Below are 13,834 nucleotides of genomic sequence, written 5' to 3'. Positions count from 1 at the left end.
AGATGAATATAAACTATTTTTTTATAATAGCGTCAGTTTGTCTGTTTATGATACTTTTTTTATTTAAGCCATTAGAGATAAAAGAGCAGTCTTTTGTGGATGTTCCTCTCTTTAGCATCTCTTCGTTTACGATGTACGAGTTTGACACAAGAGGGCTTATTACACTGATGAATGGGGATAAAGCGACAAGATACAAAGATAGATACGCGGTTGAGAAGATTGATTATACTGACAGCTCTAAAGACTACATTGCAAATATGAAATCTGACAACGGCATATATAAAAATGAGATAGTATATCTTGATGGAAACATTGTCTATGTAAGAGAAGATGGGCTTACTTTTGAGACACAAAAAGCAACCTACAATAAAAAGACAAGTTTAGCAGTAGCTGATGGGAATTTTGTACTTTATCAAGGTGAAAACAGAGTGAGTGGAAATGCATTGAAGTATAATAGTTCTTCAGAAAAAATAGAATCAAAAAACGTGAGTGCAAAATATAATTTAAAAGATGGAAACAAATGAAAAAGAAGATTTTTTTAACAATTTTTTTAGCAGCAACACTCTTTTCGCAAGAGTTAAAAGTTAAGGCAAAACTATTTAATGCAGACCAAAAGGCGGGTATTTCTGTTTTTGAAGGCAATGTAAATATCATAAGAGGGAGCGATGAACTAAACGCATCAAAGGTTACAATTTACACAAATGCCAATCAAGAGCCTACAAAATTTATAGCAGAGGGCAACGCTTCATTTAAGATTCAGACTCTAGACGGCGCTTTATATAATGGGAAAGCCCAGAGAGTGATATATCTTCCTGAAAAAAAAGAGTATCACTTCTTCAAAGAAGTTCACTTAAAACAGGTAAATGAGAAAAAAGAGATAATTGGAGAGGAGGTTATATTGAAAACAATAGAGGGCAAAGCATATGCAAAAGGTGCGGAGAGAGAACCTGTTATAATGATTTTTAATATGCCTGAAGATAACAATAAGACAAGAGAGAAGAAAGAGCAAAATGATTGATATTGTAGATGCAAAATTTGTAACATCTGCAGCAAATATAAACGGCGCGCCACAGAGCGATGAGCAGAATGAGGTAGTTTTTATGGCTCGCTCAAATGTAGGAAAAAGTTCACTGCTTAACACTCTTACAAACCATAAAGGTCTGGCTAAAGTCTCATCAACCCCTGGTAAAACCAGACTTATAAACTATTTTGACGTAACGTTTATAGACAGAGAAAGTTCTGAGAAAAGTTTTGCAAAGTTTGTTGACTTGCCTGGTTTTGGATACGCAAAGGTTTCAAAATCTATAAAAAGTGACTGGGAAAAAAATCTTACAGATTATATATCACTCAGAGCGCAGATAAAAATCTTTATACATCTAATAGACAGCAGACACCCACATTTGGAGATTGACAAGTCGGTGAGTGATTTTTTGCTTGAATTCTCCAATGAGTCTCAACATGTACTGCAGATTTTCACTAAAATAGATAAACTAAACCAAAAAGAGCAGAGCGCTCTAAAAAGAGAGTTTCCTCAGGCTTTGATGGTCTCTAGCTCTAAAAAGAAGGGCATGGAAAAGATTGTAGCGATAATACATAATATTTTAAAGGAATCCTCTAGATGAGCGTTGAATTAACAAAAGCCAGATTGTCTGATATAGAAAATATGCAAAAGCTTGTTATTTCTGAAGTTGAAGCAGGAGTTATTCTTGCAAGAAGTTCTGATGAGATAGCAACAAACATAAGATCTTACATACTTGCAAAAGAGGACGGCGAAATAGTAGGATTTTGCGCTCTTCACATTCATACACCGGCACTAGCTGAGATTAGATCTCTTGTTGTAAAAGAGGGCAGACGAGGAACGGGAATAGGGCAGAGTCTGATTGCCAAGGCGATAGAAGAGGCTAGTATGCTTGGGCTTCAAAAAGTTCTCAGCCTAACTTATAGACAATCTTTTTTTGAAAAACTTGGGTTTGTTGAAATTCCGAAAGAGTCGCTTCCTGAACATAAAATTTGGGCTGACTGTATTAAATGTAAGCACTTTCCAGTATGCAACGAAGTATCTCTTATAAAAACCCTTTAGCACCATATCTATATGTTGTTGCATTTCTTCTGTATACGGCATTAAGCGGGATATATCTGTTTCTTCCGCCACTATTATCCATTCTGTTTATCTATTTTTCCAAAGCGCTGAAAAAAGAGGACCCTGTTTCACTTTTTTTAATATCTGCCTGTCTGCTTCTTTTTGAGGCAGAAAATGGATATGTTCTCTTTAGTACCGTTATATATTTTGCCGTTATCTACAGATATGTTATGCCAAAAATCACTCAGAGCCTAGGTTGTAATTCATGTATAAAATTGCTGAGTGTAATATTAGTATATATCGGCTTTTTTGTTTTTCACTCTGTTTTATCAAGTGTATTTTTGCTCCCAGAGCCAAGCATAGACTACTATGTTATATATTACATAGCAATTGAGTTTTTAATAATGAGCATATTGTGAAAATAAAATTTATACTTTTTGTGTTTATAGCAACGTGGCTGGCTCTTTTGGTAAGAGTTTTTATGCTCTCTGTAGAATCAAACACCTACTATGAGAAACTCTCTTACAACAACACAATTAAAATTGAGCAGATCGCACCGGTTAGAGGAGAGATTGTAGATATAAACAACAGACCTATTGCGATTAATAAACTTGGTTTTAAGATACAGTTGGCTCCGCATCTTGGACTTAAAAAAAATCAACATATCTTTGAGTCTGAGATGGATACGATTATAGCTTTGCTGCCAAATTTAGACAGAGAAAAAATGGTTAAAGATTATAAAAAAGCTGATTCATACTACAACCATAACTTCATTGACATAGTTGAGTTTGTCTCTTATGAGGAGATTATGCCGATTTACTCCGTACTAAATCTAAGAGAAAATATAAACATAGTCTCTTCGCCAAAGAGATATTACCCATATAATGAAGTGGGTGCCCACTCTATCGGATATGTAGGACGTGCCAACAAAAATGACATCATAAATGATGAACTTAAAAAGCTGATAGGATATACGGGAAAAACAGGAATAGAGAATTACTATAACGAATATCTTCAAGGACTAGCCGGAGAGCGTGAGATAAAAGTAAATGCAAATAATCAAGAGGTGGAAGAGTTCTCATATAAAAAAGCTTCTGAGGACAGAAAACTGACTCTTAACATAGATATTGAACTTCAAAAATATATCTCAACCCTATTCAAGGGAAAGGCGGGTGCGGTAGTAGTAATGGGAGTAGACGGTGCTATTTTATCAGCAAGCAGTTTCCCAGAGTATGACATAAACACATTTGTATCAGGCATAAGTAATGAAGTGTGGAACAAGCTCTCCAGCAGCCTTGATAAGCCTTTTACAAACAAACTTATTCACGGACTTTATCCTCCCGGTTCAGTTATAAAAACAGGACTTGGTTTAATATATATTGCTTCGCCTGAAATCGGCCCCAACTGGAATACATACTGTACAGGATCAATGCCACTTGGTACAAGGGTGTTTAGATGCTGGAAAAAAGATGGACACGGAAGTGTGGATATAAAAAAGGCAATAAGAGAGAGTTGCGATGATTTTTTTTATAAAGGCAGTATTCAGCTTGGCATTAAAAAAATGAGTGACGGATTTATGAGATACGGACTTGGCAAAAAAACAGGAGTCGACTTACCAAATGAATTTATAGGCACCATTCCATCACGAGAGTGGAAAAGATTGAAATATAATAAACCGTGGTTTATCGGCGAAACTGTCAATACATCAATCGGGCAGGGTGATTTCTTAACCACTCCAATGCAGATTGCCCAATTTACCGCCCTAATGGCGACATCTAAGCTTCCTCGTCCCTATTTTGCAAGCATGATAGGGGATAAAGTTGTTGAGCCTGAGTTGCAAGATGTGCTTAACGAAGATGAATTAAGCAAAATAGCAACGATTCAAAGGGCGATGTATGAAGTTTGCAACTCTCCAGGCGGAACAGGAACAAACTATATTAGAACAAAAGTTAAAATTGCAGGAAAGACCGGTACTGCGCAGGTGGTCGGTATTTTACAGGACATAAAAGAGAGAGAACTAGAGCATGAGATGGAGTACTATACGCGTTCACACGCTTGGTTTGCCTCATACGGTCCGTTTGATAAGCCTCAGTATGTAGTTGTTGCGATGGTTGAGCACGGCGGACATGGCGGTGCTGCTACCGGAGATATCGTATCAAAAATATATAACAAGCTCTTAGAGACTGGATATATCAAGCAGTAAATATATACAATCTCAGAACTTACCCTAAGATTGTAAAAAAATCAAAAAGTGTTTAGAATAAAAAGAGCCAATATTGTGAGTAAAAATATTGCACCTGCTTTGTTATAAAGTTTGTTAGCCAATATAAACAGAAGTGTCAAAGATGCGGCAACCATTATATAAACATCAAATTTAGTGGCATCCAAGTCTATCGTTAGCGGATTTATAAGCGATGCTGCCCCTAAAACCATCGAAAGGTTTGCAATATTTGAGCCTATTACGTTTCCTATACTCATCTCTGCATTACCATTCTTGATAGCAACCAAAGAGACTACAAGTTCTGGAAGCGATGTTCCAAGCGCAATAAGAAAAAGACCTATTATCCACTCGCTGACACCAAAAATTCTAGCTATGTTTGTTCCGCTCTCAACAACGAAATTTGCACCGCCAATTGTCAGGAGGAACCCTACAGCCAGAAGCATAATGGTCTTTGTCCAATTAAACTTCTCTTTTATTAAATCTTCGTCAATTCCTCCCTCTAAATCATCTTTTGAGCCCGTAAAGAGAAATATCAGATATGAGACCATAATTAAAAGATATAATAAACCATCGCTTCTGCTTATAATCCCGTCTTGAATCATTATCATAAAAATAATAACAGGAACAATAACCCATGCGCCGTCTCTCTCAAATAGATTTCTCTTTGGATGCATGCTTTTAGAGACCAAAAGTACAATTCCCAAGATTAGCACTATGTTAAATATATTACTACCAACTACGTTTGCAACAGCTATATCGCTTTTACCGGCATACGATGCCATCATTGACGCTGCCATCTCAGGCATTGATGTACCGAATGCTACGAGTGTTGCACCGATAACAAAGTGTGATATATTAAAGTGCAGGGCTATTCTCTCAGACTCTTTTATAACAAAGCCTGCCCCATATACAAGTGCCGCCATTGCGGCTGTAAAAATTATAAAATCCATTAAAGTTTATCCTTGGTTTCTGATTATTAGGCTTTGAGGCAGATTGAATTTTTTGATTAAACCTGCTTCCTCTTCTCTCATCTCTCCATTGTCAACTTCATGGTCGTATCCTAGAAGATGAAGCAGACCGTGAATAAAAAGAAGGGCAAACTCGTCACTTTGAGCATGACCAAGCTCTTTAGCTTTTTCTTCTATATGCGAAGAGCAGATAACTATACTTCCCAGCGGGCTCATAGGCATCTCTTCGTAAGGAAAGCTTAAAACATCTGTAGCTTTGTCAATATTACGATGAGTTCTGTTTATCTCTCTCATCTCATTCGCGTCGGTGATAATAAGCTCTATCTCTTTATCTGTAAGAGAGTCGGCAATTGCTTCAATGGTGTCTGTGTTTAGTTGTAATGAGGTTCTATTGTCAAGTTCAATCATAGGCGAGATTATACCAAATGTGGAGGGGTTATTGTATAAAATAAGTGAACTTAATCACTATTTTATACATGTATATTAGCCGGCAATGTTTAAATTATTTCCGATGCCTGTTTTTTGTGCCGCAACCTTTTGAGACTGCTCCGCAGAACCCTCTAATATTTTTAAAACCTGCTGCTCTTGTGTCTCCATAGCCTTTTTCATAACTTCTATATGAGTTGAACTTGGAGCGGCTGCTGTGGAAGATGAAACATTCATATCTTCTCCTTTTTTATATATCCGGCAATTATATTGCTTAATTCTTTCAATGAAGATTAAAATATTATGTTAAAATTGTTTTATGATTTTAGAAAATAAAAAAGCAGTTTGTATTATGAGCGGGGGCATGGACTCTACGCTTAGTGCCTATATGGTGCAAAAAGATGGATATGACATAGTGGCTGTGCATTTTAACTATGCGCAAAGAACGCAAACAAAAGAGCTCTCATGTTTTCATGCAGTCTGTGATGATCTTGGTGTTATAAACAGGTATGTTTTGGATTTGGATTTCTTCTCTCAAATAGGGGCTTCTGCGCTTACCGATAAAAACATAGAGGTGCCGATAAATGGCATCGAAGAGGGTGTTCCTGTAACTTACGTTCCATTTAGAAACGGCATATTTTTAAGTATTGCGGCTGCTATTGCGGAAAAAGAGTCTGCTGAGATTATAAGCATAGGCGTAGTAGAAGAAGACAGCAGCGGATATCCTGATTGCAGGGAATCTTACATTAAAAGTATGCAAGAGAGCATCAACCTAGGAACAAAAGATGAGACAAAGATAGAGATTTATATGCCTCTGGTGCATCTTAAAAAATCACAAATCGTACAGTACGCACTTGAGCTAAACGTTCCGCTGCGCCATACTTGGAGCTGCTATAAAAATGAAGAGAGTGCTTGCGGTGTTTGTGACAGCTGCCGCCTGAGATTAAACGGCTTTAAACTTGCCGGAGTAAAAGATCCAATTGAGTATCAGTAAAATAAGTTTTAACGATTTAGAGATACTGCATGTACGTAATAGAGCTCTAAAAAACAGCTACATCAGTGTTAAGAGAAATGGGCTTATTACCGTTAAAACATCAAATGTCTCCGAAGATTATGTCAGAAATCTTCTTGAAAAAAAAGAGCTTTGGATAAGAAAACAGCTTCAAAAAATCCAAAACAATCCGCAGCCGCAGATAAATATGGAGGATGAAGTTCTGCTTTTTGGCGAGATACTCAGCATAGATATTGATGAGGCGAAAGAGCTAAGAAAAGAGCTTGAGAGGGTTGATGTTTTAAATGCAGAGGCTGTCTTAAAATGCTATGATAAATTTTACAAAAATTATGCAAAAAATTACCTCATTCCAAGAGTAGAGCACTATTCACGGATTATGGAGCTTGATTTTAGTGAAATAAAATTCAGAAAAATGAGAAGCAGATGGGGCAGTTGCAGTTCAATGGGCGTTATCACTTTAAATATTGAGTTAATTAAAATAGATAAAAAATTGATTGATTTTATAGTAGTACATGAGTTGTCGCACTTAGTTCATATGAATCACTCAAAAAAATTCCACTCACTAGTTGAGCGCTATTTACCTGATGCAAAATCTCTCAACCGTGAGCTAAAGGCTATTCGTCTATTTTGACAAAATAGTCCATGTGATATCTGCTAGATGGCGACCACATCATCCAACCGCTTGTGTTTATATCCTCGACAGCTCTGATTTGCTCTCTTATCTCAAATTTTTTATAGTCTCTTCTCGTATGCGCGTAATCTTTAAAGTACTGTAGCCACGGTCTAACTCTTTTTGTCTCAATTCTATCCTCTATGTTTTTTATGCTTTTGTATATAACTTCATGCGGATAATCAGACGGATGTTTTAAAGAAAAAGAGCCGCTGGCAAACCCTGAAGGGTAGAGCATTGGTGCGAGATAGTCCGCATGCTGGGCCATTGAGCTGATAGTTTGACCTATATTGTTATCATCGTCGGTCCAGCAGATATTACCGTACGTATCAGCAGAGATAAAGACTCCATATTTTCTAAGTCTCTTTTGCGCTAAGGCTAAAAAATCACTTATTGCTTTTATCCTGTTTTCTTGTGTACTCTCTTTCGAGTATTTTAATCCATCTTTTGCCGGAAAACGTATATAGTCAAAGTTTATCTCGTTAAACCCGACTTTAGCGGCCTCTTCGGCTATTGAAATTGTGTAATTATGAGCTCTTTTGTCAAACGGGTCTACCCAAGCCATATTGTCATGGTTTCTCCAGATGGTTCCATCTTCTCTTTTTATTGCGTAATCTTGGTTATTTATCGCTTGAAGTTCATCTTTAAATGTAACAACTCTGGCAACAGTGTAGATATTTTTGGATTTCATCAACTTCATAAACTCTGTTATGTTTCTATTTATGATACTTTTATGAGCGCCGTAGCTGTTGCCCTGCTCAAAAGAAGTTTTAAATGATGTCTGTCCATATTCATTCTTAACGTCAACAACAACGGTATTTACCTCTGTCTCATCGATTATTTTTAACATATCTCTAAGCTTAGGCGATTGATTGCTTGTGTGCCAAAAACTTAGATAAAGCGCTTTTACTATAAGCGGTTCAAGCTTGATTGTAGCATCTTCATCTTGGCTCTCTATTTTGTATGGTCTATATCCACATGCTTTTACATGTAGGATTTTTTCGCCGTTATCAATTGAAAAAAATCCCTCTGCATCACTTTTTACGCTAAAATTTGAATTGCTTACGGTGGCATCTTTGATGGGCTTTGAAGTAGTTGCATCTATGATATTTGCGCTAAAAGAAGCAAAAAGCAGATTTTGTAATAAAACGGCGGCAAATAGTAAAATTTTCACTGATATCTCTTTATCTCAAGTTTAAATGCGATTATACATCTTTATTGTTCACCTTGCATTTAAAAAATATCTAAGACTTGCGTCGCTCCACTCTTTTGAGAGAGAAAGATGATTTTGTATAGAGCCGTAGACCCTCTTAAAGTCACTGTTTTTTTCGCCAAGTTCACTGATAACATCCCTTAGTGCTACTTTTCCCGCTTCGATAACATCTTGAGGAAATTGAAGGATAGTTATATCCAGCTCTTTTAATTTTTTAAGCGCATGAATATTTTCGTTGTGAAATTCGTATGTCATATTTGAGTTCATCTCACTCGAAGCTACCTCAATCATACTCTGATGTTCAAAGGATAGTTTGTTCCAGAACTGTTTATTAAAGGTAAGCTCAAGAATTGAGCCCGGTTCATGCCACCCTGAGTAGTAAAACGGTGCAACCTTATAAAATCCCATCTTAATATCAAGCGCAGGTCCAACCCACTCAGTAGCATCAATAACACCGCGCTCCAGTGAAGTATATATCTCTCCTGCACTTAGAAGCACGGAGTTAACTCCCATCTTTGAGAAGACCTCTCCGCCAAGCCCAGGAATGCGCATCTTAAGTCCATTCATATCTGAAAGAGAGTTAATCTTTTTTCTAAACCATCCGCCCATTTGGATATTGGTATTTCCACCCATAAACGGATGGAGATTATATTTTGCGTACTGCTCTCTCCAGAGACTAAGCCCGCCTCCATAAAGCATCCAAGAGTTTATCTCCTCTGCCGTAAAACCAAAAGGGATACCGCTGTAAAGAGAAAACGCACTGTTTTTCCCCTTCCAGTAGTATGGGCCCGAGTGAAAAGCGTCTATTTGACCGCTGGAACACGCGTCAAACACTGCCAAGTCAGGCACAAGTACATTTTTTGGATAAATTTTCACCTCTAAAGAGCCTCCACTGATATCTTTTAGCCTAGCAGCCAATCTCTCAACGCCGACTCCCATGATAGGAAAGCTTCCAGGCCAACTGGTTGCGAGTTTTATTACACTTTTTTTATTTCTATTTACATATACATTTTTTACATCGTTCTGTTTTTGTTCAGGATGCTTTGAGTAGTCGATAGCTTGACGATTGCCATCATTACATCCGCTCAAAGCAAGTGCTGCAGAGGCTGTTGTTGCCGTTGTTAAAAAATCTCTTCTATTCATTTTTTTGCTTCCTTAATTAAAAATCCATAGTAAGCTGGGTTTGGTTGGATAGCGGTTTATTTAATATAGTTTTATCGACACCGACTATCAGCGCAAAGTTGAAGTTGTTGCTTTTTAGTATGTTGATGATATCTTTTTCACCTTTATATGTAAAGATATTTTTCTCATGCTCTTGTATCTTTATGCTTAAGGGTGCTATGAAAATTATGTTTGCCCATGAAGCATGTCGCTTTAAAAAAAGCATCTGTGAATCTATCAGCTCGACATTTGGCTCGAAAATAAGCACTTTATCGCTTGTTCCAAAGTTTTTTATCTCAAATTTTTTGTTTGTAAATACAGGTTCAAAATGTTCTATATGAGTAAATTTTTTAAATTTGTAGTTAATCTTAAGCGACTTATATAGGTGAAGCAGTTCTTCTAGATAGGGAATAAAAAATGGCGATATAAGCTGTCTCTCGTAGTAAATATTGTCATATATAAATGATGTTTCAAATAGAGTCTGCTCCATAATCTCTATTGAGCCCAAAGGAGCATTTGGCATCTTTTTTACTGTTGCGAATATCTCTTTGTCGCATAGGGCAGGGCTAAAAAGGATGACTGTTCTGTTTTGAACATTCCAAAGAGAGTTGAAAACAGACTTTAAATCCCCATGCAGTGTTAATAAATTCGGCTCTGTTGTGATTTGCATCGATAGTTTTAAAACAATCTCGTTGCACTCGTAAGCGGTAATCTCTTTTTCTATTATCTTAAAGCGGAGCAATCTCTTAAGTGCATAATCCAAGCTGCGTGCATGTATCCATGCTATTTCACTGTCTTTGGCATCCGTCGGTTTATCAAAAACAATGCAGTAGGCACCGTTTTGAACTGCCAAATCTATATCATCATAGTCATAGGCAAAAAAAAGGTCGCCTCTTTTTATTTTGGAAGCCTCAAAAACAATGTTTTCAAAGCTGCTTATACATGGCTCATTTACAAGCTTGGCTTGCGTAAGTGCTAGAAAATTCTCAAGTCTCATCCAATAGGTGTGCCTGCTTTCTTAGGTGTCTCAGGTCTAATCAAACATAGACCATCTTCATCCTTAGCAGCAAGAAGCATTCCCTCTGATACCAGTCCCATAAGTTTTGCAGGCTTTAGGTTTGCAACAACGCAAACAGATCTATTTATCAAAGATTCTGGGGTGTAAAACTCTCTTATTCCGGCAACAACCTGTCTTGGTTTATCTTCACCCAAATCAACTTGCAGCTTTAAGAGCTTTTTGCTTTTTTCTACCTCTTCGGCCGCAACGATTGTGCCTACTTTTAGAGATGTTTGAAAAAATTGACCGATTTCAATTAGATTATCTTCTTCAACAGGAGTCTCTATTTCGACTGCTTTAGCACTCTCTTTTGTTGCATTTGGCTGTGCAAGAGGAGCCTCTGGCATAAGCGGCTCTTCAACGCGCGGAAAAAGAGGCGGAACAACTTTGATATTAAATAATTTTAGAAGTTTTTTATTAACTACAAGCTCTTTGTAGCTTGCGTTGTCGATTCTGAAATTGAGTGCATCTGCAATAGTGTTTGTAGTATTTGGCATAATAGGGTGGAGCATAATTGATGCTTTAGCCAATATATTTGCTACAAGCGCAACGGTAGCAAGAGCCTCATCTTTTTTGGCTTCTTTCATCTTAACCCATGGAGCATGCTCTTCTATCGCCTTGTTTCCGATAGAGAATAGTCTCCAAAGCTCCTCAAGATATCTATGCGTTTGGAGGTTTTCCATAAATGTATCAAGAGAGTCTAGAACTATATTCATGGCGTCAAGCTCTTTTTTATGGTACTTCATAACATTAACGCTCTCTATCTCAAAGTCTGAATATTTTCCGCTCATACCGATAATACGGTTTAAAAGATTGCCTAAATCATTGCTTAGTTCAGAGTTTATTCTGTCGATAAATGCTCTTTGCGAGAAATCGCCGTCTTGTCCAAAAGGCACCTCTCTAAGCATAAAATATCTTAAATTCTCAGCACCGTAAACATCTGCAACCTGTCTTGGAGAGATGACATTTCCTTTTGATTTACTCATCTTTTCGCCGTCTCTGGTCCACCAACCATGAGCGCCGATATGTTTTGGAAGAGGGAGATCCAAACTCATTAAAAATGCAGGCCAATATATTGCATGAAAACGGAGAATATCTTTTCCTACAAACTGAACAGAGGCTGGCCAGTATCTCATGTTCTCTTCGGTTGTTCCATATCCAAGAGCCGTTATATAATTAAGAAGCGCGTCAAGCCAGACATACATCACATGCTTGTCGTCTTTAATTGACTCTGGCATCTTTACACCCCATGTAAAGGAGGTTCTAGTAACAGAAAGGTCACGAAGACCCCCTTTTACAAAGTTTATAACTTCATTTGCACGAGAACGTGGCATTATAAAATCAGGATTCTCACTATAGTGCTTTAAAAGTGCATCTTCATATTTTGATAGTCTAAAGAAATAACTCTCCTCTTTGATTATATTGGTGCTTCTGCCGCAGTCAGGGCAAAATTCGCCATCAACAAGCTGAGTTTCAGTAAAAAAAGTCTCACAGCTTACACAGTAGTGACCCTCATAAAAATCTTTGTAGATATCGCCTTTGTTATACATAACTTCAAAGGCTTTTTGTACTCCTTTTTTATGATTATTGTCTGTAGTGCGGATAAATTTGTCGTAATTTATTCCAAAATCATCCCATATATTTTTAAAACCGGCACTTATCTCATCCGCGAACTGCTGTGTTGGCTTAGAATTTTTTTGAGCCGACTCCTCTATCTTTTGTCCATGCTCATCGGTGCCTGTTAAAAAGTAGGTATCTTCACCCTTTAGTTTCTCATATCTAGTCATTGTGTCTGCCATGAAAGTAGTGTATGCATGTCCGATATGCGCTTCGCCGTTAACGTAATAGATGGGTGTCGTTATATATTTGCTCAATTTTTATCCTTTTTACTTATAATTAAAACGCTAATCGGAATAAGTCCCGTTCAGCTACGCCAGCCGCTTTGGCACTGAAGCTTGATGCTAAAGCATCAGATTTTTTAGATAAACATATCAAAACTCAAATCCGCCAGTATCGCCTTTTGACATACTGTTGTAAACCGATTTAACATAGTCACCTCTAAGCTCACATGTCAAATAGAACTCGCAGTTACTGCAACTCATTAAACTCTTATCATTTTGGCAACTATGAAGTTTGATTATCATCTCATCAAGATGCATCTCAAACTTGTCCATCGCAAAGTTACCGTTCTCTTGCATAAACTTCTCTTACTCTTTGTATTTCGTAGTTAGAGCCAAAAAAACATGGCGAAGTGTCATGTATATGGGCACACTCAATTTCCATTAAGTCTACCTTTCCGTTAATTGCTTCTCCGCCCGCCGTTTTAAAAATAAATGCAAAAGGGAATACCTCGAAAAGCTTGCGAAGTTTTCCATTAGGCTTATCAGATGTTGCAGGGTAGCTAAAAAGCCCGCCGCCTTTTAGAAGAATCTGGTGCAAGTCAGGAACCATGCCTCCTGAGTATCTTAGACGGTATCCCTCTGCAAAAAAGCTCTCAACCAACTCTTTATGGTAAGGCTTCCAGTTTTGCTGCGTTCCGCCCGGAGCGTTAAGTTTTCCTTTTTCATTCAAGCGAATTTCTTTGACAAATTCAAACTCTTTTCCTTGAAGCAGGTGAAGCTTTGCTTTGTTGTGTGCAAAGACCATCTCAACTCTCGGACCAAAGACAACATAGCATGATGCAACCATATTTTTGGCATCAAAACCTTTCTCGTAAATGCCGAAAATTGAGCCCACACTTAGGTTTACATCAATCAAAGATGAGCCATCAAGCGGGTCATAAGCGATATAGTATCTGCCACCTTTATTTAGCAATACTTCTCTTTCTTTCTCTTCACTCGCGATAGTGTGAATAGAAGTTACATGTGAAAACTCCTCTTCTATAATCATGTCGCACTTAATGTCAAGCTGAAGCTGTGTCTCGCCAGAGCTGTTTTCTTGCTGCGAATAACCTATATCTTTCGTATCTATCGCATCTTTTATTCTTATGGCCGTTCTTTGTATGGCACTAAATATATCAGTCATCT

At 37.5% G+C, this 13,834-nt stretch carries 17 protein-coding genes; 8 read left to right on the top strand and 9 right to left on the bottom strand.

Translation table 11 applies throughout. From position 1 onward, the window contains the following. Positions 1-2: 2 nt before the first annotated feature. From lptC to mrdA, 6 genes are read left to right on the top strand one after another with little or no spacing between them, the layout of a single operon-like run. Positions 3-524, top strand: coding sequence for an LPS export ABC transporter periplasmic protein LptC (gene lptC / locus K0A91_RS00850; protein ID WP_295007198.1), 522 nt, complete (start codon positions 3-5; stop codon positions 522-524). Further along, a complete protein-coding gene (gene lptA, locus K0A91_RS00845) occupies positions 521-1,018 on the top strand; it encodes a lipopolysaccharide transport periplasmic protein LptA (protein WP_295007196.1) in 498 nt (165 codons plus the stop codon). Before lptC ends, lptA begins: the two co-directional genes overlap by 4 nt. Continuing rightward, entirely contained in the window at positions 1,011-1,622 is a 612-nt protein-coding gene (gene yihA, locus K0A91_RS00840) for a ribosome biogenesis GTP-binding protein YihA/YsxC (protein ID WP_295007193.1), read from the top strand. Before lptA ends, yihA begins: the two co-directional genes overlap by 8 nt. Beyond that, on the top strand, positions 1,619-2,080 hold the full coding sequence (locus tag K0A91_RS00835) for an N-acetyltransferase (RefSeq protein ID WP_295007191.1): 462 nt from the start codon (positions 1,619-1,621) through the stop codon (positions 2,078-2,080). The genes yihA and K0A91_RS00835 overlap by 4 nt, the downstream gene beginning before the upstream one ends. Next, entirely contained in the window at positions 2,047-2,499 is a 453-nt protein-coding gene (locus tag K0A91_RS00830) for a hypothetical protein (RefSeq protein WP_295007189.1), read from the top strand. Before K0A91_RS00835 ends, K0A91_RS00830 begins: the two co-directional genes overlap by 34 nt. Then, positions 2,496-4,283, top strand: a complete 1,788-nt coding sequence (gene mrdA / locus K0A91_RS00825; RefSeq protein ID WP_295007187.1) for a penicillin-binding protein 2 — start codon at positions 2,496-2,498, stop codon at positions 4,281-4,283. Before K0A91_RS00830 ends, mrdA begins: the two co-directional genes overlap by 4 nt. A 41-nt stretch (positions 4,284-4,324) precedes the next feature. On the opposite strand, the gene K0A91_RS00820 is transcribed toward mrdA, so the two are convergent. The 3 genes from K0A91_RS00820 to K0A91_RS00810 all read right to left on the bottom strand — a co-directional run bounded on the left by K0A91_RS00820 (position 4,325) and on the right by K0A91_RS00810 (position 5,932). Further along, on the bottom strand, positions 4,325-5,251 hold the full coding sequence (locus tag K0A91_RS00820; protein ID WP_295007185.1) for a calcium/sodium antiporter: 927 nt from the start codon (positions 5,249-5,251) through the stop codon (positions 4,325-4,327). Positions 5,252-5,257: 6 nt separating this feature from the next. After that, positions 5,258-5,677 carry an rRNA maturation RNase YbeY gene (gene ybeY / locus K0A91_RS00815; RefSeq protein WP_295007183.1) on the bottom strand — a complete coding sequence of 140 codons (420 nt, stop codon included), beginning with the start codon at positions 5,675-5,677 and terminating at the stop codon, positions 5,258-5,260. Positions 5,678-5,752: 75 nt separating this feature from the next. After that, positions 5,753-5,932, bottom strand: a complete 180-nt coding sequence (locus tag K0A91_RS00810) for a putative motility protein (RefSeq protein ID WP_295007181.1) — start codon at positions 5,930-5,932, stop codon at positions 5,753-5,755. An 82-nt stretch (positions 5,933-6,014) separates the two neighbouring features. Here K0A91_RS00810 and queC point away from each other — a divergent pair, with 82 nt between their 5' ends. Both queC and K0A91_RS00800 read left to right on the top strand, forming a co-directional pair. Then, positions 6,015-6,689 carry a 7-cyano-7-deazaguanine synthase QueC gene (gene queC / locus K0A91_RS00805; RefSeq protein WP_295007179.1) on the top strand — a complete coding sequence of 225 codons (675 nt, stop codon included), beginning with the start codon at positions 6,015-6,017 and terminating at the stop codon, positions 6,687-6,689. Continuing rightward, positions 6,676-7,338: a SprT family zinc-dependent metalloprotease gene (locus tag K0A91_RS00800; RefSeq protein ID WP_295007177.1), complete on the top strand. Its 663-nt coding sequence runs from the start codon at positions 6,676-6,678 to the stop codon at positions 7,336-7,338. Before queC ends, K0A91_RS00800 begins: the two co-directional genes overlap by 14 nt. Here K0A91_RS00800 and K0A91_RS00795 read toward each other — a convergent pair. The 6 genes from K0A91_RS00795 to K0A91_RS00770 all read right to left on the bottom strand — a co-directional run bounded on the left by K0A91_RS00795 (position 7,322) and on the right by K0A91_RS00770 (position 13,832). Next, on the bottom strand, positions 7,322-8,551 hold the full coding sequence (locus K0A91_RS00795; RefSeq protein WP_295007175.1) for a putative glycoside hydrolase: 1,230 nt from the start codon (positions 8,549-8,551) through the stop codon (positions 7,322-7,324). The genes K0A91_RS00800 and K0A91_RS00795 overlap by 17 nt on opposite strands. Before the next feature lie 48 nt (positions 8,552-8,599). After that, on the bottom strand, positions 8,600-9,733 hold the full coding sequence (gene dctP, locus K0A91_RS00790; RefSeq protein ID WP_295007173.1) for a TRAP transporter substrate-binding protein DctP: 1,134 nt from the start codon (positions 9,731-9,733) through the stop codon (positions 8,600-8,602). 16 nt (positions 9,734-9,749) lie between these two features. Then, a complete protein-coding gene (locus K0A91_RS00785; protein WP_295007171.1) occupies positions 9,750-10,748 on the bottom strand; it encodes a hypothetical protein in 999 nt (332 codons plus the stop codon). Then, positions 10,745-12,682, bottom strand: coding sequence for a methionine--tRNA ligase (gene metG / locus K0A91_RS00780; RefSeq protein WP_295007169.1), 1,938 nt, complete (start codon positions 12,680-12,682; stop codon positions 10,745-10,747). The genes K0A91_RS00785 and metG overlap by 4 nt, the downstream gene beginning before the upstream one ends. Positions 12,683-12,799: 117 nt before the next feature. Beyond that, positions 12,800-13,006: a hypothetical protein gene (locus K0A91_RS00775; RefSeq protein ID WP_295007167.1), complete on the bottom strand. Its 207-nt coding sequence runs from the start codon at positions 13,004-13,006 to the stop codon at positions 12,800-12,802. Then, positions 12,990-13,832 (bottom strand): class 1 fructose-bisphosphatase, encoded by an 843-nt coding sequence (locus K0A91_RS00770; RefSeq protein WP_295007165.1) that lies wholly within the window; start codon positions 13,830-13,832, stop codon positions 12,990-12,992. The genes K0A91_RS00775 and K0A91_RS00770 overlap by 17 nt, the downstream gene beginning before the upstream one ends. Between the last annotated feature and the right edge of the window lie 2 nt (positions 13,833-13,834).

This window comes from Sulfurimonas sp. (assembly GCF_019429335.1).
GTDB lineage: Bacteria > Campylobacterota > Campylobacteria > Campylobacterales > Sulfurimonadaceae > Sulfurimonas.
Note: the sequence above shows the minus strand (reverse complement) of the source record. Positions and strands in the feature narration are given on the sequence as shown.

Coding starts and splice junctions, on each gene's coding strand:
- lptC (WP_295007198.1), top strand. CDS start 3: ATGAATATAAACTATTTTTTTATAATAGCGTCAGTTTGTCTGTTTATG.
- lptA (WP_295007196.1), top strand. CDS start 521: ATGAAAAAGAAGATTTTTTTAACAATTTTTTTAGCAGCAACACTCTTT.
- yihA (WP_295007193.1), top strand. CDS start 1,011: ATGATTGATATTGTAGATGCAAAATTTGTAACATCTGCAGCAAATATA.
- K0A91_RS00835 (WP_295007191.1), top strand. CDS start 1,619: ATGAGCGTTGAATTAACAAAAGCCAGATTGTCTGATATAGAAAATATG.
- K0A91_RS00830 (WP_295007189.1), top strand. CDS start 2,047: ATGCAACGAAGTATCTCTTATAAAAACCCTTTAGCACCATATCTATAT.
- K0A91_RS00820 (WP_295007185.1), bottom strand. CDS start 5,251: ATGGATTTTATAATTTTTACAGCCGCAATGGCGGCACTTGTATATGGG.
- ybeY (WP_295007183.1), bottom strand. CDS start 5,677: ATGATTGAACTTGACAATAGAACCTCATTACAACTAAACACAGACACC.
- K0A91_RS00810 (WP_295007181.1), bottom strand. CDS start 5,932: ATGAATGTTTCATCTTCCACAGCAGCCGCTCCAAGTTCAACTCATATA.
- queC (WP_295007179.1), top strand. CDS start 6,015: ATGATTTTAGAAAATAAAAAAGCAGTTTGTATTATGAGCGGGGGCATG.
- dctP (WP_295007173.1), bottom strand. CDS start 9,733: ATGAATAGAAGAGATTTTTTAACAACGGCAACAACAGCCTCTGCAGCA.
- K0A91_RS00785 (WP_295007171.1), bottom strand. CDS start 10,748: ATGAGACTTGAGAATTTTCTAGCACTTACGCAAGCCAAGCTTGTAAAT.
- K0A91_RS00775 (WP_295007167.1), bottom strand. CDS start 13,006: ATGCAAGAGAACGGTAACTTTGCGATGGACAAGTTTGAGATGCATCTT.
- K0A91_RS00770 (WP_295007165.1), bottom strand. CDS start 13,832: ATGACTGATATATTTAGTGCCATACAAAGAACGGCCATAAGAATAAAA.